Raw genomic sequence first — 23,703 nt, 5'->3', positions numbered from 1 at the left:
CGGTACACAACGCCCGATGCCATGACACGATGACTGCCACCGCGGACCCCGGACCCCGGCCGCCCCGGCGGACGGGCAGCAAGAAGGAGCGACGATGAACAACTCTCCGGGCTGGGCCTCGCCCGGATCCAGTCCCTCCTCCGATGAGCCGGGCCGCGGCACACAGGAGCAGCCCACCCAGGACGACCGCACCGGCTCCGCCGAGCAGCCGTCCCCTCCGAACTGGTCCAAGGAACAGCCGCCTGCCGGACAGTGGTCGGCCCCCGCCGGTATCCCCGTCCAGGGCGGCCCGCGCGGCAGGGGCGGTCCGGGCGCGTCCGGTGACCGCACCCGTGCGGCGTCGTCCGGCGGCGTACCCGGCTGGGGCGGCCCACCCCAGCCCGGCCATCAGCCCCCTTGGGGCGGCGCCTGGGCCCCCGTGCCGCAGGCCGCCAAGCCCGGCGTCATTCCCCTGCGCCCGCTCGCCATCGGCGAGATCCTCGACGGTGCGGTCGCCACCATGCGCGCCCACTGGCGCACCGTCCTGGGCATATCGCTGATCGTCGCGGTCGTCTCGCAGACCGCCATCACCCTCGTCACCGGCCTGTTGCACAACGCCGGCCGCGCCGCGGGCCCGGCGGGCGACAACGCCCCGCCCCTCCGCGAGACCATGCGCCAACTCGGCAATGCGCTCGCCGGCACCGGGCTCACCTCGGCGATCGGACTGCTCGCCACGATCATCGCCACCGGCATGCTGACCATGGTCGTCAGCCGTGCCGTCCTGGGGCGTTCGGTGACCGCCGGGGAGGCCTGGCGCGATGCGCGTCCCCAGCTTCCGCGCCTGCTCGGCCTGCTCGTGCTGCTCCCGCTGCTCATCACGGCCGTCCTCACGGCCGGCGTGACCCCCGGCATCATCCTGGCCGTCACCGGTCATCTGGACACGGGCCTGCTCCTCATGCTCTTCGGCGGACTGGCCTCCGGCGCCGTGAGCCTCTGGCTGTGGGTCCGCTACAGCCTCGCCTCCCCCGCGCTGATGCTGGAGAAGCAGGGCGTCATCGCCGCGATGCGCCGCTCGGCAAAGCTCGTCCGGGGCGCCTGGTGGCGAGTGCTGGGAGCACAGCTTCTCGCCTATGTCCTCGTCGCCGTGGTCGAGTTCATCATTCAGATCCCGGCCACCCTCATCGCCTTCCTCATCGGCGGCGAGAGCCTCATGGACTGGGCGAACGGCACCAGCAACACCAGCTGGTCGTTCCTGATCGTGCTGGGCATCGGCGCCGTCATCAGCTCCGCCATCACCTTCCCGGTCAGCGCCGGCGTCACCGCGCTCCTCTACATGGACCAGCGCATCCGCCGTGAGGCACTCGACCTCGAACTCGCCCGCGCCGCCGGCCTCCCCGGCTACGGGGCCTACCCCCCGGCGGCAACCACTCCCCCGGCTCCCGCTACCGACGAAGCGCCGACAGCCCCCGCCCCGGCCGCCGCTGACACCCCCGCAGGCACGGAGAAGGCCACCACCCCCGCGACGGACAACAACACCAAGGCAGAGGGCTCCCGAGCCGAGGTCACCGACGCGAACGCCCCCGGAGCCGACTCCGCTCCCACGGGCATCGCCCCCTCGGACACCACCCCCACGCCCACGGATGGCACGTCCCCGCCCGCCGACAGCCCCGGGCAGCGCCCCGACGACACCGCACCGGGAAGTTGATGCGGTGACCTCTGGGGGGATCTTGGCTGCGCACGGACGACTCATCGCGCGCTCCGACGGCGACATACCGGTGCGGACTCCACGCGTCCCCGCCCGCGAGGCGGCCGAACGCGAACTGTCCGACCCCCGGTACCACCAGCACGACCCCAACCCGATCCAGCGCGCACTGGATTGGCTCTGGGACCACCTCGACGCGCTCTTCCGCACGGCCGCCGGCACCACTCCGGGCGGCTGGATCGGGCTCCTCGCCATCGCCGCATTCGTCCTGCTGCTGATCGTCGCCCTGCGGCTGCGGCTCGGTGCGGTGCGCCGTACTCCGACCACGAGCGGCGCACTCTTCGCCGACGCCCCCCGCACCGCCGCCGAACACCGGGCAGCCGCCGCCCGCCATGCCGCGGAGGGCCATTGGAGCGAGGCGATCCAGGACCGCATGCGCGCCCTCGTCCTCGCCCTCGAAGAGCGCGCTCTGCTCACCCCCGGCCCCGGCCGCACCGCCGACGAAGCCGCCACCGAAGCCGGCCTGACGCTGCCCGCGCATGCCGACCGGCTGCGCACCGCGGCCCGCACCTTCGACGACGTCACATACGGCGGCCGCCCCGGCACCGAACGGGCATACACCCTCCTGGCCGACCTCGACACCGATCTCCAGCAAGCCCGACCCGACTTGGCCACCAACCCGCCCACCCCGACTGGGAGCCAAGGATGACCACGGCCGCCCCGGAAGCCCCCGCGCTCTCGCCGACCCGTCGTAGCCTGTGGCTCCGGTCGCGCGGACCGCTGCTCGCGCTTCTCCTGCTCGTCGTCAGCGGTGTGGTCCTCGCCGCGCTGCAGTCCGGCGAGCAGTACGGCCGGCTCGACCCCCGGTCCACGGACCGGACCGGCAGCGCGGCCCTCGCCCGACTCCTCGCCTCCCGCGGCATCACCACCCACGTCGTGACCACGTCCGAGGAGGCCGCCGCGGCGGCAGGGCCGCACACCACACTGCTGGTCACCGAACCCGACATGCTGACGGACGCTCAGCTGACGGGCCTGCACACCGCGACCGCGCACACCCCCGGCCGCACCCTCCTGATCGGCCCCGGCCCCTCGGCACTGGAAACCTTCGCCCCCGGCGTCCGGACGGAACCTTCGGCCGTCAACTCGGTACGCCAGCCTGCCTGTTCCCTGCCGGAGGCCCGCCGTGCGGGCAGTGCCCTGCTGGGCGGCTTCCGCTACGCGACATCCGGCCACGCCGATCGCTGCTACCCCAGCGGCGGCCGGCCGACCCTGCTGCGCCTGCCGGCACCCCGCACCGGCCGCGACACCGTGCTGCTCGGCTCCCCCGACCTCCTCTACAACCACCGCCTCGCCGAGGACGGCAACGCCTCCCTGGCCCTTCAACTCCTCGGTACGCACAAGCATCTGGTCTGGTACCTCCCCTCCCTGAGCGACCCGTCGTCCGCTCAGGACGACCAGCGCAGTTTCTTCGAGCTCATCCCCTCCGGCTGGCGCTGGGGCCTGCTCCAACTCACCTTCGCCGCCCTCTGCGCGGCCCTGTGGCGCGCCCGCCGTCTCGGCCCCTTGGTGCCGGAGAAGCTCCCCGTCACCGTGCCGGCCACCGAGACCACCGAGGGCCACGCGCGTCTCTACGAACAGGCCGCTGCCCGCGACCGGGCATCCGACGTACTGCGCTCCGCGACCCGCACACGCATCGCCCCTCTCCTCGGCGTGCCCCTCGTGCACGCCCACACCCCCGATGTCCTCCTCTCCGCCGTTCACGCCCAGGTCGCGGGCTCCCCCGGCGCCGCAACAGACCTCCACGCCCTGCTCTTCGGCCCGGCCCCCGCGGATGACAAGGCCTTGGTGCACCTGGCCGACCAACTCGACGCATTCGAATCATCGATCGTTTCCCAAGAGAGGCACGCCCCCCGTGAGCACCCCGACCGCTGACAGCGCCCGAGCCTCCCTCGAGGACCTGCGCACCGAGATAGCCAAGGCCGTCGTAGGCCAGGACCCGGCCGTCACCGGCCTGGTCGTCGCACTCCTCTGCCGCGGTCATGTCCTTTTGGAAGGCGCCCCCGGCGTCGCCAAGACGCTGCTCGTCCGCGCGCTGTCGACCGCCCTCGAACTCGACACCAAGCGCGTCCAGTTCACCCCTGACCTGATGCCGAGCGACGTCACCGGTTCACTGGTCTACGACTCCCGCAACGCGGAGTTCTCGTTCCAGCCGGGCCCCGTCTTCACCAACCTGCTGCTGGCGGACGAGATCAACCGCACGCCTCCCAAGACCCAGGCGTCCCTGCTCGAAGCGATGGAGGAGCGTCAGGTGACCGTCGACGGCACACCCCGCCCGCTCCCCGAGCCCTTCCTGGTGGCCGCCACGCAGAACCCCGTGGAGTACGAGGGCACTTACCCTCTTCCCGAGGCTCAGCTCGACCGGTTCCTCCTGAAGTTGACGGTGCCGCTCCCCGCCCGCCACGACGAGATAGACATCCTCACGCGCCACGCGGCCGGATTCAGCCCCCGCGACCTCGGCGCCGCAGGGCTGCGCCCCGTCGCCTCCGCAGCCGACCTCGATGCTGCCCGGGACGCGGTCGCCAAGACCGCCGTCTCCCCCGAAGTCACCGGCTATATCGTCGATATCTGCCGTGCCACCCGCGAATCCCCCTCGCTCTCCCTCGGCGTCTCCCCCCGAGGTGCCACCGCCCTGCTTTCCACGTCACGAGCCTGGGCCTGGCTCACCGGCCGCGACTATGTCACCCCCGATGACGTGAAGGCCCTCGCCCTCCCCACGCTCCGACATCGCGTCCATCTCCGCCCTGAAGCGGAAATGGAAGGAGTCACCGCAGACTCCGTGATCAACGCCGTACTCGCTCATCTCCCCGTCCCCCGCTGAGACGACACCGTGGCCCTCACCGGACGCGCCGCCCTTGTCTCCGCATGCGGAGCCCTCTTCGTCGGCTTCGTACTGCCCAGCTGGCTCGGCATCCTCGTCGTCCAACTCGCCTTGCTGATAGCAATCTTGTGCGATCTCGCGCTGGCCGCGCCAGTGCGAAAGCTCCATTTCACCCGAACCGGTGACACAACCGTTCGACTCATGGGCGAGGCCCACACACACCTCACGCTCACCAACCCGAGCCGCCGCACCCTGCGCGCACAGATCCGTGACGCCTGGCCCCCGAGCTCCTTCCACCCCGGCACGGACATCTCCGCGTCCCGTCACACCGTGCGCATTCCCCCCGCCGAACGCCGCCGCCTCACCACGTCGCTCCACCCCACCCGCCGCGGTGACCATCGCGCCGTCCGCGTCACGGTCCGCTCCTACGGTCCGCTCGGCCTGGCTGCCCGGCAAGGGAGCCACCACGTCCCATGGACCCTGCGTGTCCTGCCGCCCTTCACCAGCCGCAAGCACCTCCCCGCCAAGCTCGCCCGGCTCCGCGAACTCGACGGACGCACCAGCATCCTGACCCGTGGTGAGGGCACCGAGTTCGACAGCCTCCGCGACTACACCCATGGCGACGACACCCGCTCCATCGACTGGCGTGCCACGGCCCGCCGCCAACACCTCGCGGTCCGCACCTGGCGCCCCGAACGCGACCGCCGCATCCTGCTCGTCCTGGAGACCGGACGTACCTCGGCCGGCCGTGTCGGTGACATCCCCCGCCTCGACGCTTCGATGGATGCCGCCCTGCTGCTCGGCGCCCTCGCCGCCCGCGCCGGCGACCGCGTGGACCTGCTCGCCTACGACCGCCGAGTACGCGCCTCCGTACAGGGCCGCACGGCACGCGACCTCCTCCCCGCGCTGACCGAGGCCCTGGCTCCTCTGGAGCCCGAACTGGTCGAGGCCGACGCCCGCGGGCTGGCCGCCACCATCCACCGCCACGCTTCGCGCCGGTCCCTCATCGTGCTCTTCACCGGCCTGGACGCAGCTCCTGTGGAGGAGGCTCTCCTGCCCGTGCTCTCCGGCCTCACCCAACGCAATGAACTCATCGTCGCGGCCGTGGCCGACCCCCGTATCGAGGACATGGCCAACGGCCGGCACACCCCCCAGGCCGTCTACGCGGCGGCCGCCGCCGAACAGGCCCGCGCCGCCCGCCGCCACACAGCAGACCGCCTCCGCCACCACGGCATCACCGTGATCGACTCCACCCCGGCCCACCTGGCCCCCGACCTGGCCGACGCCTACCTCACCCTGAAGGCCACCGGCCGCCTCTGAGCACCGGCCGCACACTCCCTCACTGTCTCTCCTGCTCAAACAGGCCCCCGGCTCGTGAGCCGGGGGCCTGTTTGAGCAGGAGAGACAAGCCAGCCCCTCATCAGGCAAGGGCCGTCATCCCACGGCAGTCTCCAGCTCCTGCACCCTTACCTCTCCAAGCCATGAGCTCTCTGCCTGTCACGCACCAGCAGCAGAGCTCAGGCACCAAATCCTCAGGGACGTCAGGCCATGACGTCGTGCCACGAGGAAAGTCCATCGAGCGGATACCTGGCCCAGTGGCACCGCCGGCCGACACCCAGCAGCAGCGGGCGCGAAGTAATCAACGCCCCGTCTCCAGCCCCGTCATACGTCCCACCACGCAAGCGCCCCGAAACGCAGAAAAGCCCCGCACCATAAGGTGCGGGGCTTTCCCACAATGATTGTTCGGCGGCGTCCTACTCTCCCACAGGGTCCCCCCTGCAGTACCATCGGCGCTGAAAGGCTTAGCTTCCGGGTTCGAAATGTAACCGGGCGTTTCCCTAACGCTATGACCACCGAAACACTATGAAGTTAACCAACCCGGCATGGACACAGGTCATTACTTCAGAACCTACACAGTGGACGCGAGCAACTGAGGACAAGCCCTCGGCCTATTAGTACCAGTCAACTCCACACCTTACGGTGCTTCCATATCTGGCCTATCAACCCAGTCGTCTACTGGGAGCCTTAACCCCTCAAGGGGGTGGGAGCCCTCATCTCGAAGCAGGCTTCCCGCTTAGATGCTTTCAGCGGTTATCCTTTCCGAACGTAGCCAACCAGCCATGCCCTTGGCAGGACAACTGGCACACCAGAGGTTCGTCCGTCCCGGTCCTCTCGTACTAGGGACAGCCCTTCTCAAGACTCCTACGCGCACAGCGGATAGGGACCGAACTGTCTCACGACGTTCTAAACCCAGCTCGCGTACCGCTTTAATGGGCGAACAGCCCAACCCTTGGGACCGACTCCAGCCCCAGGATGCGACGAGCCGACATCGAGGTGCCAAACCATCCCGTCGATATGGACTCTTGGGGAAGATCAGCCTGTTATCCCCGGGGTACCTTTTATCCGTTGAGCGACGGCGCTTCCACAAGCCACCGCCGGATCACTAGTCCCTACTTTCGTACCTGCTCGACCCGTCAGTCTCACAGTCAAGCTCCCTTGTGCACTTACACTCAACACCTGATTACCAACCAGGCTGAGGGAACCTTTGGGCGCCTCCGTTACTCTTTAGGAGGCAACCGCCCCAGTTAAACTACCCACCAGACACTGTCCCTGATCCGGATCACGGACCCAGGTTAGACATCCAGCACGACCAGAGTGGTATTTCAACAATGACTCCACAACCACTGGCGTGGCCGCTTCAAAGTCTCCCACCTATCCTACACAAGCCGAACCGAACACCAATATCAAGCTATAGTAAAGGTCCCGGGGTCTTTCCGTCCTGCTGCGCGAAACGAGCATCTTTACTCGTAATGCAATTTCACCGGGCCTATGGTTGAGACAGTCGAGAAGTCGTTACGCCATTCGTGCAGGTCGGAACTTACCCGACAAGGAATTTCGCTACCTTAGGATGGTTATAGTTACCACCGCCGTTTACTGGCGCTTAAGTTCTCAGCTTCGCCATGACGAATCATGACTAACCGGTCCCCTTAACGTTCCAGCACCGGGCAGGCGTCAGTCCGTATACATCGCCTTACGGCTTCGCACGGACCTGTGTTTTTAGTAAACAGTCGCTTCTCGCTGGTCTCTGCGGCCACCACCAGCTCACACTGCAAAAGTGATCACCAGCAATGGCCCCCCTTCTCCCGAAGTTACGGGGGCATTTTGCCGAGTTCCTTAACCATAGTTCACCCGAACGCCTCGGTATTCTCTACCTGACCACCTGAGTCGGTTTAGGGTACGGGCCGCCATGAAACTCGCTAGAGGCTTTTCTCGACAGCATAGGATCATCCACTTCACCACAATCGGCTCGGCATCAGGTCTCAGGCACATGCTGTCCGGATTTGCCTAGACAGCGCCCTACACCCTTACCCCGGGACAACCACCGCCCGGGCTGGACTACCTTCCTGCGTCACCCCATCGCTTACCTACTACCACCTTGGATCGGCGGCTCCACCACGTCCCTTTGTCCGAAGACTCCAGGCCGGCTTCACGGCCTTAGCATTAATGGATTCGATACTGGGCGTTTCAAAGCGGGTACCGGAATATCAACCGGTTGTCCATCGACTACGCCTGTCGGCCTCGCCTTAGGTCCCGACTTACCCTGGGCAGATCAGCTTGACCCAGGAACCCTTAGTCAATCGGCGCACACGTTTCCCACGTGTGTATCGCTACTCATGCCTGCATTCTCACTCGTGAACCGTCCACAACTCGTTTCCACGGCTGCTTCACCCGGCACACGACGCTCCCCTACCCATCACAACGGACGTTGGTCCACATGTTGCAATGACACGACTTCGGCGGTGTGCTTGAGCCCCGCTACATTGTCGGCGCGGAATCACTTGACCAGTGAGCTATTACGCACTCTTTCAAGGGTGGCTGCTTCTAAGCCAACCTCCTGGTTGTCTCTGCGACTCCACATCCTTTCCCACTTAGCACACGCTTAGGGGCCTTAGTCGATGCTCTGGGCTGTTTCCCTCTCGACCATGGAGCTTATCCCCCACAGTCTCACTGCCGCGCTCTCACTTACCGGCATTCGGAGTTTGGCTAAGGTCAGTAACCCGGTAGGGCCCATCGCCTATCCAGTGCTCTACCTCCGGCAAGAAACACACGACGCTGCACCTAAATGCATTTCGGGGAGAACCAGCTATCACGGAGTTTGATTGGCCTTTCACCCCTAACCACAGGTCATCCCCCAGGTTTTCAACCCTGGTGGGTTCGGTCCTCCACGAAGTCTTACCTCCGCTTCAACCTGCCCATGGCTAGATCACTCCGCTTCGGGTCTTGGGCACGCTACTCAACGCCCTATTCGGACTCGCTTTCGCTACGGCTTCCCCACACGGGTTAACCTCGCAACATACCGCAAACTCGCAGGCTCATTCTTCAAAAGGCACGCAGTCACGACACAGAGACAAGTCTCTGTGCGACGCTCCCACGGCTTGTAGGCACACGGTTTCAGGTACTATTTCACTCCGCTCCCGCGGTACTTTTCACCATTCCCTCACGGTACTATCCGCTATCGGTCACCAGGGAATATTTAGGCTTAACGGGTGGTCCCGCCAGATTCACACGGGATTTCTCGGGCCCCGTGCTACTTGGGTGGTTCTCAAACGAGCCGTTAATGTTTCAGCTACGGGGGTCTTACCCTCTACGCCGGACCTTTCGCATGTCCTTCGCCTACATCAACGGTTTCTGACTCGTCTCACAGCCGGCAGACTGCAAAAGAGAACTCCCACAACCCCAACCACGCAACCCCTGCCGGGTATCACACGTGACTGGTTTGGCCTCATCCGGTTTCGCTCGCCACTACTCCCGGAATCACGGTTGTTTTCTCTTCCTGCGGGTACTGAGATGTTTCACTTCCCCGCGTTCCCTCCACACTGCCTATGTGTTCAGCAGCGGGTGACAGCCCATGACGACTGCCGGGTTTCCCCATTCGGACACCCCCGGATCAAAGCTTGGTTGACAGCTCCCCGGGGCCTATCGTGGCCTCCCACGTCCTTCATCGGTTCCTGGTGCCAAGGCATCCACCGTGCGCCCTTAAAAACTTGGCCACAGATGCTCGCGTCCACTGTGCAGTTCTCAAGCAACGACCAGCCACCCACCACCCCAACCCGAAGGCTGAGTTCACTGGGGCCGGCATCGCGAAGGTCCAGACAACAGTCCGTACCCTCAGATACCCAACAGCGCGCCCGGCACGACCAGTCGAATCCTGTGTTCCACGCCGAAGCAGTACTAACAGTCCTCATCTGACCGTGCCGAATAGTCAACGTTCCACCCATGAGCAACCAGCATCAGACATTCGCTGATGTACTGGCCTCTGACCAACCAAAGGTTGGTAAGAAGTGCTCCTTAGAAAGGAGGTGATCCAGCCGCACCTTCCGGTACGGCTACCTTGTTACGACTTCGTCCCAATCGCCAGTCCCACCTTCGACGATTCCCTCCCACAAGGGGTTGGGCCACCGGCTTCGGGTGTTACCGACTTTCGTGACGTGACGGGCGGTGTGTACAAGGCCCGGGAACGTATTCACCGCAGCAATGCTGATCTGCGATTACTAGCAACTCCGACTTCATGGGGTCGAGTTGCAGACCCCAATCCGAACTGAGACCGGCTTTTTGAGATTCGCTCCACCTCGCGGTATCGCAGCTCATTGTACCGGCCATTGTAGCACGTGTGCAGCCCAAGACATAAGGGGCATGATGACTTGACGTCGTCCCCACCTTCCTCCGAGTTGACCCCGGCAGTCTCCTGTGAGTCCCCATCACCCCGAAGGGCATGCTGGCAACACAGAACAAGGGTTGCGCTCGTTGCGGGACTTAACCCAACATCTCACGACACGAGCTGACGACAGCCATGCACCACCTGTACACCGACCACAAGGGGGCGCCTGTCTCCAGACGTTTCCGGTGTATGTCAAGCCTTGGTAAGGTTCTTCGCGTTGCGTCGAATTAAGCCACATGCTCCGCTGCTTGTGCGGGCCCCCGTCAATTCCTTTGAGTTTTAGCCTTGCGGCCGTACTCCCCAGGCGGGGAACTTAATGCGTTAGCTGCGGCACGGACGACGTGGAATGTCGCCCACACCTAGTTCCCAACGTTTACGGCGTGGACTACCAGGGTATCTAATCCTGTTCGCTCCCCACGCTTTCGCTCCTCAGCGTCAGTATCGGCCCAGAGATCCGCCTTCGCCACCGGTGTTCCTCCTGATATCTGCGCATTTCACCGCTACACCAGGAATTCCGATCTCCCCTACCGAACTCTAGCCTGCCCGTATCGAATGCAGACCCAGGGTTAAGCCCCGGGCTTTCACATCCGACGTGACAAGCCGCCTACGAGCTCTTTACGCCCAATAATTCCGGACAACGCTTGCGCCCTACGTATTACCGCGGCTGCTGGCACGTAGTTAGCCGGCGCTTCTTCTGCAGGTACCGTCACTCTCGCTTCTTCCCTGCTGAAAGAGGTTTACAACCCGAAGGCCGTCATCCCTCACGCGGCGTCGCTGCATCAGGCTTTCGCCCATTGTGCAATATTCCCCACTGCTGCCTCCCGTAGGAGTCTGGGCCGTGTCTCAGTCCCAGTGTGGCCGGTCGCCCTCTCAGGCCGGCTACCCGTCGTCGCCTTGGTAGGCCATCACCCCACCAACAAGCTGATAGGCCGCGGGCTCATCCTTCACCGCCGGAGCTTTCCACACACAGACCATGCGGTCGTGTGTCATATCCGGTATTAGACCCCGTTTCCAGGGCTTGTCCCAGAGTGAAGGGCAGATTGCCCACGTGTTACTCACCCGTTCGCCACTAATCCCCTCCCGAAGGAGGTTCATCGTTCGACTTGCATGTGTTAAGCACGCCGCCAGCGTTCGTCCTGAGCCAGGATCAAACTCTCCGTGAATGTTTACCCGTAATCGAGTGAAACACACACGAGAGCGGAACGACCAGACGGAATAGGTCCGGTCGTTCACAGCGTCCTCGCTGTGTGTGCCATCCGCACCACATGGGCGCCGATGGACTTTCAAAGGAACCTCATCCACCGAGGTGGACGGGGTATCAACATATCTGGCGTTGACTTTTGGCACGCTGTTGAGTTCTCAAGGAACGGACGCTTCCTTTGTGCCTGTTTCAGCAGGCTCTCCGGGCGCTTCCCTTCGGTCTTGCGTTTCCGACTCTATCAGATCCTTGCGGGCCCGATTTTCGCCGGTGCGTTTCCGCCTTTCGGCTTCTTCGCGTTTCCAACCTTACCAGATCCGTTTCCGTGTCCGGCGCCCTGTTGGAGCGGGCTCGGCCGTTTGGCTTTCGCTTTTCGGCCTTTCCGACTCTATCAGATCCGTTTTCGTTCCGTTGCCGGTCCGAATTCGTTTCCGATTCCCCGTCGGAAGGGGGTTGCCTTTTGGCTTTTCCGACTTTATCAGAAGGGATTCGGTCGAATTCATCGACCGGGGCTTCCGGTAAGTGGTCGGTTGCGCCTCGCCGAATTGAGATTCCGGCCGAAGCGGAGAAGATGCTAACCGTCGCGGATGAACTTGTCCAGTTCGTTGCAACCGTTCGAATCTACCTCCCCCTGTCACCCGTGTCAACGGGTTTCTGGGGCGAGGAGGAGATTAGCAGGTCAGCGGGGCCGGATGCACATCACGCGGCCGTCGGGAGGACGGCCGCGCGGTCGCTGAGCTCGACGTCGCCGGTGGCCCCGGCCCGTACGGCACGGCCACCCAGTACGTAGACGTACAGGAGGAAGGCCGTCTCCGCGGTGATGCCGATGCCGATGCGGGCCCAGGCGGGCAGGCCGGATGGGGTGACGAAGCCTTCGAGGGCGCCGGAGACGAAGAGGACCGCCGCGAGTCCGAGGGCCACGCCCAGGGCGGAACGGCCTTCCTCGGCCAGGGCCGTACGGCGGGTGCGCGGGCCGGGGTCGATGAGGGTCCAGCCCAGGCGGAGGCCGATGCCGGCGGCGATGAAGACGGCGGTCAGTTCGAGGAGGCCGTGCGGAAGGATCAGGCCGAGGAAGGTGTCGAGGCGGCCCGCTGAGGACATCAGGCCGATGCCGACGCCCAGGTTGAGCATGTTCTGGAAGAGGATCCACAGGACCGGGAGGCCGGCGAAGGCGCCGAGGACGAGGCACATGGCGACGGCCTGGGCGTTGTTCGTCCATACCTGGGCGGCGAAGGAGGCGGCGGGGTGACTGGAGTAATACGTCTCGTACTCGCCACCGGGACGGGTCATGTCGCGGAGGTCGTCCGGGGCGCCGATCGCCGCCTGGACCTCCGGGTGGGCGGCTATCCACCAGCCCAGGAGGGCGGCGACCGCGGTGGAGAGGATCGCGGTGGGGATCCACCAGTGGCGCAGGCGGTAGACCGCTGCCGGGAACGCCGTGGTGAAGAAGCGGGCGGTGTCGCGCCAGGAGGCCTTGCGGGCGCCGGTGACCGTACTGCGGGCGCGCGCCACAAGAGAGGTGAGGCGGCCGGTGAGTGCGGGGTCGGGGGCGCTGGACAGGAGGAGGGAGAGGTGAGTGGTGGTGCGCTGGTAGAGGGCGACCAGTTCGTCGGCCTCGGCTCCCGTGAGGCGGTGCTTGCGGTGCAGCAGGGAGTCCAGGCGGTCCCAGTCGGCGCCATGGGCGGTGACGAAGACATCGAGGTCCATCTGGTGTCGCTCCTCGCAGCGCCGTGGGTAGGGGCCGGGTCAGCTTGGCAGACTGGCCGTGCCCGGCGTGGGGTGGGCGGGACTTCGGGGATCGAGAGGGAGTGGGCGCGGCGTGGGTGAGCTCGTGACGGGTGAAGCGGTGGTGCTCGGGCTGCGGCCGGCCCGGCTGCCGAGCCGGGGGCTGGCGGTGGCGGTCGATGTGGCGGTGGCGTGGGTCAGCTACATCGGTATGTCGCTGCTGCTGGTGAGCGCGACATCGTCGATGGACAGTGCGGCGGTGGCGGCCGTGTCCGTGGCGGCCTTCCTGCTGGTGCAGGTCGGGATACCGATCGTGGTCGAGACGCTGAGCCATGGCCGGTCCCTGGGGAAGGTGATCTGCGGGCTGCGGGTCGTACGGGAGGACGGCGGACCGATCCGGTTCCGGCACGCGTTGGTGCGCGGGGCCATGGGGGCCATCGAGATCGTGCTGACGATGGGGGTGGTGGCGGCCGTCGCGTCCTTGGTGTCGGCGCGCGGGCGGCGGCTGGGGGATGTGTTCGCGGGGACGCTGGTCATACGGGAGCGGATGCCGGTGGCGCGGGCCGGTGCGGCGCTGCCGCCTCCGCCCGCGTGGCTGGTGGCGGAAGTCGGGGCGCTCGATCTTTCGCGGGTGCCCGATGGGTGGTGGCTGACGGTTCGGCAGTATCTGGCGCGGCAGGAGCAGCTGGATCCGCAGGCGGGCGGGGCGATGGCCGGGCGGCTGGCGGAGGACCTGTGGGGGTTCACCGGGGTGCCGGGGCCAGCGGGGGTGCTTCCGGCGGCCTATCTGGCGGCGGTGGTCGGGGAACGGCAGGCACGGGAGTCGCAGCGGGCGTTCGGGGCGTCAGGGGTGGCGGCCGCGGTGCGTGTCGAGCCGGGCGGGGCTTCGGCGTCGGGGCCTTGGGCGGAGCCGTCGTCGCCGGGGGGAGCCGTGGGGGCGGCCGCCGGTGTGGGGGCAGAGCGTGGGGAGGTGGCGGCCGCCGCACCGGGTGGGGCCTGGGCGCCGCCGGGCGACGGCGCGGTGGCGCGTGGGACTGGCGGCGAAGCCACGGCCGGGCGTGGGCCGATGGTCTCCGGCGGGGGCGGGTCCCCGGGGGCGTCGGGGCGGGAGCGTGGCGGCCAGGGCCGTGACGGTGGTGAGGGCGGTGCCTCCCGTGAGGGCGGCGGGCCGGGGCGGCAGTCGCGTACCGGGTTCGCGCCGCCGGTGTGAGGCGGGCGGGGCGTTCGTCGCCGTATTCGTCGCCGTATTCGTCGCCGTAGGGGGCGCGGGTGCCGTGAGGGCGCCGTTCCGGCTGGTGCCCGGGTGAGTCAGGGGAAGGTCGACGGCGGGGACTCGAGGGATTCGAGTTCGATGCCGGGGGCGGAGAGGACCACGTCGCCGGCGAGGTGGATGGTGTGCTGCTCGCCGGTTTCCAGGTCGTTGACCTGGTACTCGTCCGCGATCAGGGGGGCGTTGTCAGTGGCGTGTGGTGTGCTCTTCAGCAGGGCCCAGGACTGGTCGAGAGTGCGCGGGGCGAGGACGGGGGGTGTGAAGGCGACGAGCCGGGTGCGGACGGCGCCGGCGCCGAGGGCGGGGCGCAGCAGCCGCGCGGTGGCGACGAGGAAGGCGGGGGACGCGCCGGTGAAGCCGTGGGCGGCGACGTTGCCTTCGGTGGCGTGTGCGCCGGTCGGGTCGGTGCGTACCCAGGTGACGCCCTCCAGGGCCGCGCCGCGGACCTGCCAGGCGGAGGCGTGGAGTTCGAGGCGCAGGGGGCGGCCGAGTTCGTCGAGGGTGAGGTCGACGGAGCCGGTGTGGTCGCCGGAGGGGCTGACGATCTGGGAGACATAGCGCCAGCCGGAGGGGCCGGTGGCGCAGTGGAAGTGCTCTTCACCCAGGGGGGTGTGATCGTGCGGGTCGTGGAGGGAGTAGTGGCCGCGAGGCATGAGGGGTGCAGTCCTTCGGGCGGCGACGGGCCGGTGCGTCGGGGCGGATGTGCGGGGTCCTTACGGGCCAGGCCCCCGCCGTGAGGGGCGAGGGCCTGGTGTCACCGGCTGCTGTGGGTGAGCACCAGCTGGTCGGGCGGCGCCGACCGGCCGGTGATCGCCGCGTGGATCAGTAGCGGTAGTGGTCGGGCTTGTACGGGCCCTCGACCTGGACGCCGATGTAGGCGGCCTGCTCCGGACGCAGCTCGGTGAGCTTGACGCCCAGCGCGTCGAGGTGGAGGCGGGCCACCTTCTCGTCGAGGTGCTTGGGCAGCACGTAGACGTCGGTGGGGTACTCCTCCGGCTTGGTGAACAGCTCGATCTGGGCCAGCGTCTGGTCCGCGAAGGAGTTGGACATCACGAAGGAGGGGTGACCGGTGGCGTTGCCCAGGTTGAGCAGACGGCCCTCGGACAGCACGATCAGCACCTTGCCGTCCGGGTGGGTCCAGGTGTGCACCTGCGGCTTGACCTCGTCCTTGACGATGCCCTCGAGCTTCGCCAGGCCGGCCATGTCGATCTCGTTGTCGAAGTGACCGATGTTGCCCACGATCGCCTGGTGCTTCATCCGCGCCATGTGCGAGGCCAGGATGATGTCCTTGTTGCCGGTCGTGGTGACGAAGATGTCGGCGGTCTCGACGACGTCTTCGAGCGTGGCGACCTGGTAGCCGTCCATCGCCGCCTGCAGCGCGCAGATCGGGTCGATCTCGGTGATGATCACCCGGGCGCCCTGGCCGCGCAGGGACTCCGCGCAGCCCTTGCCGACATCGCCGTAACCGCAGACCACGGCGGTCTTGCCGCCGATCAGGACGTCGGTGGCGCGGTTGATGCCGTCGATCAGGGAGTGCCGGCAGCCGTACTTGTTGTCGAACTTCGACTTCGTCACGGCGTCGTTCACGTTGATCGCCGGGAAGAGCAGGTCACCGTCGCGGTGCATCTCGTAGAGACGGTGCACACCGGTGGTGGTCTCCTCGGTCACCCCGCGGATCTCGGAGGCCAGGTTCGTCCACTTCTGCGGCGACTCGCCCAGCGTGCGGGTGAGCAGCTCCAGGATCGCGCGGTGCTCGTCGCTCTCCGCGGTCTCCACGGACGGGACCTTGCCGGCCTTCTCGTACTCGACGCCCTTGTGCACCAGCAGCGTCGCGTCGCCGCCGTCGTCGAGGATCATGTTCGGGCCGCCGGTGGGTGCGTCGGGCCAGGTCAGCGCCTGCTCCGTGCACCACCAGTACTCCTCCAGGCTCTCGCCCTTCCAGGCGAAGACCGGGATGCCTGCCGGGGCGTCCGGCGTGCCGTTCGGACCGACCGCGATGGCCGCGGCCGCGTGGTCCTGGGTGGAGAAGATGTTGCAGGACGCCCAGCGGACCTCGGCGCCGAGGGCGGCCAGGGTCTCGATCAGCACGGCGGTCTGCACGGTCATGTGCAGCGAGCCGGTGATCCGGGCGCCCGCCAGCGGCTGGGCGGCGGCGTATTCCTTGCGGATCGCCATCAGACCGGGCATCTCATGCTCGGCGAGGGTGATCTCCTTGCGGCCGAAGGCGGCGAGGGACAGGTCGGCGACCTTGAAGTCCTGGCCGGTGGCTGCTGTCGTCATGCGTGCTGCTCCTCGATGGTCGAGGTGGATGGGCTGGCAGTCTGCGGCGCGGGCAGGTACGAGCGTACGCGGTAGCGCACATACCTCTCCCCCTGGCCGCAGCGCAGTCCGTCGGAGGCCCTCTCTCCCTCGGCCGGTCCGCGGTACGGACCGCCCGACCGCCATCAGCAGCGACGTCTGGCACTGGTCACGAATCTACACCGATCGGCCCAGTGAACCCCAGCCCGGAGGGGCCGATTCGGTGCAGTCCCGGCCATCGGACGGCGAACGGACGGTTCGTGGTCCCCGGGGCCGGGGTTGCGGAGGCCGGGCTTTCCGGCCGGTGCGGGCCGGGCCCCGGGGGGTTTGCGCGTGCGGGGCCGTCGTGCAGGATGCGTGCAGCGCGGGAACATCCGCACGACCGCGCGCCCGTTCGTAAGGAGAGCCACGTGACCACGAGTCCAGCCGATCCCCCCAGGGACGCGGGGAGGGGCGGGCAGGGGTTGAAGCTGCTCGCAGTGACCGCCTGCCCGACCGGCATCGCCCACACGTACATGGCCGCGGAGAAGCTGACCCAGGCCGCCCGCGCCCTCGGCCATGAGATCAAGGTGGAGACCCAGGGCTCCATCGGGGCTGAGAACGTACTGTCTGACAACGATGTCAGGGACGCGGATGCCGTCATCATCGCCGCGGACAAGGACGTCGACCGCAGCCGCTTCGCCGGCAAGCGGGTCCTTGCGGTCGGTGTCGCCGAGGGCATCCGCCATCCCGAGCAGCTGATCGAGCGGGTGCAGAGCGCGCCGGTGTACGGGGGCGCGGAGAGCGGCGGGGCCTGTACGGGCGGCGGTGCGGCTCCGGCGTCCGGGGGCGGCAAGGAGCGCAGCGTCGGGTACAAGGCGCTGATGAACGGGGTCAGTTACATGATTCCGTTCGTGGTGGTCGGCGGGCTGCTGATCGCGATCTCGCTGGCGGTGGGCGGGCATCCGCAGGCCGACGGCGGTCTGGTCATTCCCGACGGGTCGTTCTGGAAGCACGTGAACGACATCGGTGTCATCGGCTTCACGCTGATGGTGCCGGTGCTCTCCGGCTATATCGCGTACGCGATCGGCGACCGGCCGGCGCTGGTGCCGGGCATGATCGGCGGCTGGATCGCCAACACCGGTGCGCTGTACGACTCCAAAGCGGGCGCGGGCTTCATCGGGGCGATCGTCACCGGGTTCCTGGCCGGTTATCTGGTGCAGTGGATCAAGAAGGTCGAGGTCCCCAAGTTCGTCCGGCCGATCATGCCGATCATCGTGATCCCGATCGTGGCGACCACGGCGCTGGGGCTCTTCTTCATCTACGTGATCGGCCGGCCCATCTCCTGGGTGTTCACCCATCTCACCGGCTGGCTCGGCGGCATGACCGGGTCGAGTGCGATCCTGCTCGGCGCGATCCTGGGCCTGATGATCGCCTTCGACATGGGCGGTCCGGTCAACAAGACCGCGTTCCTGTTCGGCGCGGGGCTGATCGCCACCGGCAACCAGACGGTGATGGGGATGTGTGCCGCGGCGATCCCGGTGATGCCGCTCGGGCAGGGGCTGGCCACGCTGATCCGCCGGCGCCTGTACTCCGAGCAGGAGCGGGAGACGGGGATGGCGGCGCTGTTCATGGGGCTCTTCGGCATCTCCGAGGGGGCGATCCCGTTCGCCGCCGCGCGGCCGGCGCAGGTCATTCCGGCGAACATGCTCGGTGGCGCGGTGGCCGGTGCGGTCGCGGGGACGGCCGGAGTGACGGACGCGGTGCCGCACGGCGGGCCGATCGTGGCGGTGCTGGGTGCGGTCGGCGGGGTGCCGGTGTTCTTCCTCGCCGTCGCCATCGGAGCGGCGGTCACCGCGCTGACCACGGTCACCTTGGTCGATGTCGCGGAGCGCAGGAAGGGCGATGCCGCGGCGGCTGCGGTGACCCCCGTGCCGGCACTGATCGGAGCCGGAGCCGGAGCCGGTGGAGCGGGTGCCGTCGCGAGCGCCGGTGCCAGTGCCGGTGCCGGGAGCGGGCCGGGGGCGGATGCCGGTGCGGGCGCTGCTGGCACTGCGGGCAGTACGGCGACGGCCACCTTGGCCAAGGCCCCGGCGGCGGAGGCCCGTACGGAGGAGAAGGCGCACGCCGGGGACGGGGGTCCCGCCAGAGACGGGGGTCCCGCCGGGGACGGGGCGCACGCCGGGGACGGGGCGCACGCCGGGGACGGGGATCAGGTGCTGTCCGGCTACCTGACCGAGCGGACCGTCAAGACGCAGCTCGCCGCCGGCGAGAAGGATGCGGCGATCCGTGAGATGGCCGAACTGGCGGCCGGCACCGGCAAGGTGGCCGACGTGGCGGAACTGGTACGGGTGGCGCTGGCGCGGGAAGCGCAGGGCACCACCGGTCTCGGTGAGGAGATCGCCATCCCGCACGCCAAGACGGACGCGGTGACGGCTCCGGTCGTCGGCTTCGCGCGGTCCGCGGACGGCATCGACTGGGGTTCGCCGGACGGCACGCCCGCCAAGCTGGTCTTCCTGATAGCGGTGCCGGAGGCGGCGGCCGGGGATGAGCATCTGCGCATCCTGGCGCTGCTGTCGCGCAAGCTGATGGACTCCGGCTTCCGGGCCCGGCTTCAGGGCGCGGAGGACAAGGCGGCGATTCTGCGCACCCTCGGCGAGATCCACTAGGGCAGGGGCGAACACATCCCGTAGGGGCTGCGAGCGCCCCCTCGGGGCCTCAACGCAGCGGTCCGGGGGCGGTATTCCCCGCAGCTCACCTTCCAGTGGCTCACCGCGTGACCCGGGCTCACCACCGACCGGTATTCCCCGGGGCTCTCCACGGACCGGTACGCCCCGTGGCTCGCCACATGATCGACGGCCCGTGACCGACGACCCGTGACCGGCAGGCTCGGCGCCGTACGGCGACGGCCCCCGCGCTCGCCAGGAGTGCGGGGGCCGTTCAGATGACGGGGCGGCTCAGTGAGCGCCCGGCGTCTCCGACGGGTCGGCGACCCCGGCGGCCGCGGCCTCGTTGTAGATGTCCGGCTCCAGGTAGATGACCCGGGCGATCGGCACGGCCTCGCGGATGCGGGCCTCGGCGGCGTCGATGGCGCGGGCGACCTGGGTGGCGGTGTCGTCGTGCTGAACCGCGATCTTGGCGGCGACCAGCAGTTCCTCGGGGCCGAGGTGGAGCGTGCGCATGTGGATGACCCTGGTGACGACCTCGCCGTCGACGACCGCCGCGCGGATCTTGGCGATCTGCTCGGGCCCGGCCGCCTCACCCAGCAGCAGGGACTTGGTCTCGGCCGCCAGGACCAGGGCGATCAGCACCAGCAGCGCACCGATGCACATGGTGCCGATGCCGTCCCAGATGCCGTCGCCGGTGGCCACGGTGAGGCCGACGCCGCCCAGCGCGAGGACCAGGCCGACGAGGGCACCGAAGTCCTCCAGCAGGACGACCGGCAGCTCGGGCGCCTTGGCGCGGCGGACGAACTGGGTCCAGGTCTGCTTGCCGCGCAGCTCGTTGGACTCCTTGATCGCCGTACGGAAGGAGAAGCCCTCGGCGATGACGGCGAAGACCAGGACGCCGACCGGCCAGAACCAGTTGTCCAGCGCGTGCGGCTCGTGGATCTTCTCGTAGCCCTCGTAGAGCGCGAAGACGCCACCGATGGTGAACAGGACGATGGAGACCAGGAAGCCGTAGATGTAGCGCTCGCGGCCGTATCCGAAGGGGTGCTCCGCGGTCGCCGCGCGCTTCGCCTTCTTGCCGCCGAGCAGCAGCAGGCCCTGGTTGCCGGAGTCCGCGAGGGAGTGCACACCTTCGGCCAGCATCGAGGACGAGCCGCTGAAGGCGAAGGCCACGAACTTCGCCGCGGCGATCGCCAGGTTGGCGCCCAGCGCCGCAACGATCGCCTTTGTCCCGCCTGATGCGCTCATAGGTGCCGCATGTCCCTTCCGTCGTCCGGCTTCTACCGCCGCTTTCCTGCCGTGCGGCGGTCATTGTCGCAGCCCGGTCCGGGACGCCCGCCATGAGGCCACCCGGCGGACGGATCCGCCGGGCGGCACGGCCGTCCGTGCGTGGCCGTCTGTGCGCGGCCGCCGTGTCAGGCGACCACCGTCGCGCGGAAGAGGGTGCCGTCCCCGGCGAGCGTGAGCGGTTCCCCGGCCGGGACGAAGGCGGACTCTCCGGGGCCGAGGGCCAGCTCGGCCGCCGGGTCGCGCCCGCCGTCCCGCAGCCGGACGGTGCCCGCCGTGCACAGCAGGATCTGCGGCGTACGGGAGACGAGCGGGCGCGGGGCGGCGCCGGGGGCCAGCACGAAGCGGGAGAGGCGGAACTCGTCGATGGGGGTCTCGTAGATCTCCTCGCCGCCGACGGCCTCGGGCCGCAGCACGCCCGCGTCGCCGGCCTCGAAGCGGACCACCCGCAGCAGCTCGGGCACATCGACGTGCTTGGGGGTCAGCCCGCAGCGCAGCACGTTGTCGGAGTTGGCCATCAGCTCGACGCCGAGGCCGCTGAGGTAGGCGTGCGGGATGCCGGCGCCGAGGAACAGGGCCTCGCCGGGCTGGAGTCGGACGTGGTTGAGCAGCATCGCGGCGAGGACGCCGGGGTCGCCCGGGTAGTGGTGGGCGATGGCGGCGTAGGCGGCGTAGTCGCCGGCGTGCGGTCCGTCCTCCTCCGCCAGGCGGCCGGCCGCGACGGCGGCCTGTTCGACGGTGCCGGCGAGGGCGTGGTGCTCGGCGCTCAGGACGGCGGTGAGCACCTCGCGCAGGGCGTCCTCCTCGGGGCTGGCCCGCAGGATGTCGACGTACGGCTTGAGGTCGTCGACGCCCAGGCCGGCCAGCAGGTCCGCGGACCGCGCCGGGTGCCGGAAGCCGCACAGGCCGTCGAAGGGGGTGAGCGCGACGAGGAGTTCGGGCTTGTGGTTGGCGTCCTTGTAGTTGCGGTGGCCGGCGTCGATCGGGACGCCGCGCCGCTCCTCGTCGGCGAAGCCCTCGCGGGCCTGGTCCAGGTCGGGGTGGACCTGGAGGGAGAGCGGTGAGCCGGCCGCGAGCAGCTTGAGCAGGAAGGGCAGCCGGGGGCCGAAGGCGCGGACGGCGTCGGCGCCCAGCTCGGCCTCGGGGGCGGCGTCGATCACCTCGGCCAGGGAGACCGGGCCCGCGCCGCGGTCGATGCGGGAGGGGGCGCCGGGGTGGGCGCCCATCCACATCTCGGCCTGCGGTTCGCCGGTCGGCGCGGTGCCGAGGAGCTCCGGAAGGGCGGTGGTGGAGCCCCAGGCGTAGGGGCGCACGGTATTGGCGAGGCGGTCCATGGGTCGGTTGCTTCCTGACAGTCGTACGTGGCTGCGGCGTGGCGCTCCGGGCCCACGGGTGCGGGCCGGCCGTCCATGGTCACTCGGTGCCGGCAAGCGCCAGGTAAACGGCGGCGAAATCCACGATGGCGAGAAGCTCCGCGGCCTTCTCCAGATCGCTGCCGGCGGCTGGTTCCAGCTCGCTGACGGCGGTGTCGCGCTCCTCGGCGAGGGCCTGGGCGGCGCGGGTGGCGGACAGCGGGCCCGGCTCCTCCTCCCGCAGCAGCACGACTCTGGCGTGCATCGCGGGGGGCTGATCGACCCGGTCGCGGAAGAAGTCGTCCGGGTCGGCACCGGCGGCCAGCGCCCCGGCCAGCAGGGTGCGGTGGGTGGCGAGCGCCTCGGGCAGCTCGGCGACGAGGGCGGGGCGGCCGGCCAGCCCGGCCAGCTCGGTGGCGAAGTGCCGGCCGACGGCGCCGGCGACGGTGCCCTCCGTCCAGATCAGCGGGAGCGCGTCGGCGAGCTCGGCGGCCAGCGTCTTGGCGGGGTTGGTGTACGTCGGAATGGCCGGACCGCAGCGCTCGGCGAGCTGGTCGAGGCGGTCGGCGAGCTTGCCCAGGGCCTCCGGCGGGGCGCTGAGCAGGCCGATCCGGTCGGCGAGCGAGAGCAGGGGGATGAGCACCGACCACAGGGTGCCGGGGGCGGCGGGCGGGGCGCCCTCGACGTCGAATTCGGCGTCGTAGGGGGTGGTCGCCAGCGGGACGGCGAGGCCGCGGGCCTGGCCGACGGCATCGGCGAGCGGGCCGCCCGCCGGGGTGACGGCGACGACGGCGCAGCCGCGGCGATAGGCCTGCTCGACCAGCTCGGCGAGGCCGGGGTCGGCCGCGTCCGGGCCGGGGAGCAGCAGCAGGTCCAGGGGTCCGGCCCAGCCGGGCAGCGTCCAGCGCAGTGCGCCGGGCAGCGGGGCGACGCCGGTGGGCGGGATGAGGGTGACCGGGCAGTTGCCGCCGCCGAGCGCCCTGAGCAGGTCGGCCACACCGGCCGCGGCCGGACCGGGGCCGGCGACGAGCACGGCGCGCGGCCGCCCGTCGGGGGTCAGCTCGGGGATGCCGGATTCGGCGGCGCTGCGGGCGGCGGTGCGGGCCCGGGCGCCGGATTCGGCGACGCCGCGCAGCAGACCGAAGCGGTCGGCGCCCGCCAGTGCGTCAGGGGTGTCGAGGAGTGACTCGTCGAGCATGGTGGGCGCGGCCTCCGATCGCCGGTACGGGCGGGGGAACGGGCGGTGCCGGGGCGGGCCCGGCAGCGGCCGGTCAGGCGGGGCGGCGGGCTTCGTCGACGAGGAGCACGGGGATGCCGTCCCGGACGGGGTAGGCGAGGCCGCAGTCGCCGGAGGTGCAGAGCAGCTCGGGGTCGGAAGCGGGATCCGAGGGGACGTCGGTCCGGTCCTCCAGCGGGGCGTGGCACGCCGGGCAGGCAAGGATCTGGATCAAGCTGGCTTCGACCGGCATGGAGGCTGCTCCTTCGGGGCGGTTGCGGCGTGGCCAGCGTACCGCCGGACGGGGGCCGGGGGCCTGCCCGGCGGAGATTCGGGGTGGTGGGCGGCGCGGATGCGGTTGCCGCCCGCCCTGGACGGAGAGATCCTCCGGTCCCTACGGGCGTACGGGCCGGACGGGCGGCCGCCCCGGT

General features: G+C 68.8%; 14 protein-coding genes and 3 rRNA genes. 7 read left to right on the top strand and 10 right to left on the bottom strand.

Annotated features, from left to right (window positions below; translation table 11 throughout):
* Positions 1-94 precede the first annotated feature (94 nt).
* Genes OIU81_RS22500 through OIU81_RS22480 form a run of 5 tightly spaced genes read left to right on the top strand, consistent with a single transcriptional unit; the run spans position 95 to position 5,879 of the window.
* Positions 95-1,684 carry a hypothetical protein gene (locus tag OIU81_RS22500; RefSeq protein WP_329150643.1) on the top strand — a complete coding sequence of 530 codons (1,590 nt, stop codon included), beginning with the start codon at positions 95-97 and terminating at the stop codon, positions 1,682-1,684.
* A gap of 4 nt (positions 1,685-1,688) precedes the next feature.
* Positions 1,689-2,390, top strand: coding sequence for a DUF4129 domain-containing protein (locus OIU81_RS22495; RefSeq protein WP_443074027.1), 702 nt, complete (start codon positions 1,689-1,691; stop codon positions 2,388-2,390).
* Complete coding sequence (locus tag OIU81_RS22490; protein ID WP_329150640.1) at positions 2,387-3,613, top strand: DUF4350 domain-containing protein; 1,227 nt, start codon at positions 2,387-2,389, stop codon at positions 3,611-3,613. Before OIU81_RS22495 ends, OIU81_RS22490 begins: the two co-directional genes overlap by 4 nt.
* The gene (locus tag OIU81_RS22485; protein ID WP_249638831.1) at positions 3,594-4,559 is read left to right on the top strand and encodes an AAA family ATPase; all 966 of its coding nucleotides are present in this window, start codon (positions 3,594-3,596) and stop codon (positions 4,557-4,559) included. Before OIU81_RS22490 ends, OIU81_RS22485 begins: the two co-directional genes overlap by 20 nt.
* 9 nt (positions 4,560-4,568) lie before the next feature.
* Positions 4,569-5,879, top strand: coding sequence for a DUF58 domain-containing protein (locus tag OIU81_RS22480; protein ID WP_329150636.1), 1,311 nt, complete (start codon positions 4,569-4,571; stop codon positions 5,877-5,879).
* Positions 5,880-6,300: 421 nt separating this feature from the next.
* Here OIU81_RS22480 and rrf read toward each other — a convergent pair.
* The 4 genes from rrf to OIU81_RS22460 all read right to left on the bottom strand — a co-directional run bounded on the left by rrf (position 6,301) and on the right by OIU81_RS22460 (position 13,183).
* Positions 6,301-6,417 (bottom strand): 5S ribosomal RNA (gene rrf, locus OIU81_RS22475).
* Between the two features lie 74 nt (positions 6,418-6,491).
* Positions 6,492-9,610 (bottom strand): 23S ribosomal RNA (locus tag OIU81_RS22470).
* Positions 9,611-9,912: 302 nt separating this feature from the next.
* A 16S ribosomal RNA gene (locus OIU81_RS22465) occupies positions 9,913-11,441 on the bottom strand.
* The 16S, 23S and 5S rRNA genes sit together here, the layout of an rRNA operon.
* A gap of 734 nt (positions 11,442-12,175) precedes the next feature.
* Complete coding sequence (locus tag OIU81_RS22460; protein ID WP_329150633.1) at positions 12,176-13,183, bottom strand: stage II sporulation protein M; 1,008 nt, start codon at positions 13,181-13,183, stop codon at positions 12,176-12,178.
* A gap of 112 nt (positions 13,184-13,295) precedes the next feature.
* On the opposite strand from OIU81_RS22460, the gene OIU81_RS22455 reads away from it, so the two are divergent.
* The gene (locus tag OIU81_RS22455) at positions 13,296-14,411 is read left to right on the top strand and encodes an RDD family protein (RefSeq protein WP_329150631.1); all 1,116 of its coding nucleotides are present in this window, start codon (positions 13,296-13,298) and stop codon (positions 14,409-14,411) included.
* 98 nt (positions 14,412-14,509) lie between these two features.
* Here the strand turns inward: OIU81_RS22455 and OIU81_RS22450 are convergent, their stop codons facing one another.
* Entirely contained in the window at positions 14,510-15,124 is a 615-nt protein-coding gene (locus tag OIU81_RS22450) for a hypothetical protein (RefSeq protein WP_329150629.1), read from the bottom strand.
* A gap of 169 nt (positions 15,125-15,293) precedes the next feature.
* A complete protein-coding gene (gene ahcY, locus OIU81_RS22445; RefSeq protein ID WP_329150628.1) occupies positions 15,294-16,751 on the bottom strand; it encodes an adenosylhomocysteinase in 1,458 nt (485 codons plus the stop codon).
* A gap of 497 nt (positions 16,752-17,248) precedes the next feature.
* Here ahcY and OIU81_RS22440 point away from each other — a divergent pair, with 497 nt between their 5' ends.
* Positions 17,249-19,417, top strand: a complete 2,169-nt coding sequence (locus OIU81_RS22440) for a fructose-specific PTS transporter subunit EIIC (protein WP_443074158.1) — start codon at positions 17,249-17,251, stop codon at positions 19,415-19,417.
* A 288-nt stretch (positions 19,418-19,705) separates the two neighbouring features.
* Here OIU81_RS22440 and OIU81_RS22435 read toward each other — a convergent pair whose 3' ends face one another.
* The 4 genes from OIU81_RS22435 to OIU81_RS22420 all read right to left on the bottom strand — a co-directional run bounded on the left by OIU81_RS22435 (position 19,706) and on the right by OIU81_RS22420 (position 23,525).
* A complete protein-coding gene (locus tag OIU81_RS22435) occupies positions 19,706-20,665 on the bottom strand; it encodes a cation diffusion facilitator family transporter (RefSeq protein ID WP_329150624.1) in 960 nt (319 codons plus the stop codon).
* A 167-nt stretch (positions 20,666-20,832) separates the two neighbouring features.
* On the bottom strand, positions 20,833-22,038 hold the full coding sequence (gene manA, locus OIU81_RS22430; RefSeq protein ID WP_329150622.1) for a mannose-6-phosphate isomerase, class I: 1,206 nt from the start codon (positions 22,036-22,038) through the stop codon (positions 20,833-20,835).
* A 79-nt stretch (positions 22,039-22,117) separates the two neighbouring features.
* Positions 22,118-23,254: an SIS domain-containing protein gene (locus OIU81_RS22425; protein ID WP_329150620.1), complete on the bottom strand. Its 1,137-nt coding sequence runs from the start codon at positions 23,252-23,254 to the stop codon at positions 22,118-22,120.
* A 73-nt stretch (positions 23,255-23,327) separates the two neighbouring features.
* A complete protein-coding gene (locus tag OIU81_RS22420; RefSeq protein ID WP_329150618.1) occupies positions 23,328-23,525 on the bottom strand; it encodes a Trm112 family protein in 198 nt (65 codons plus the stop codon).
* Positions 23,526-23,703: the final 178 nt, after the last annotated feature.

Origin of the sequence: Streptomyces sp. NBC_01454 (assembly GCF_036227565.1) — a bacterium.
Classification (GTDB): Bacteria; Actinomycetota; Actinomycetes; order Streptomycetales; family Streptomycetaceae; genus Streptomyces.
Note: the sequence above shows the minus strand (reverse complement) of the source record. Positions and strands in the feature narration are given on the sequence as shown.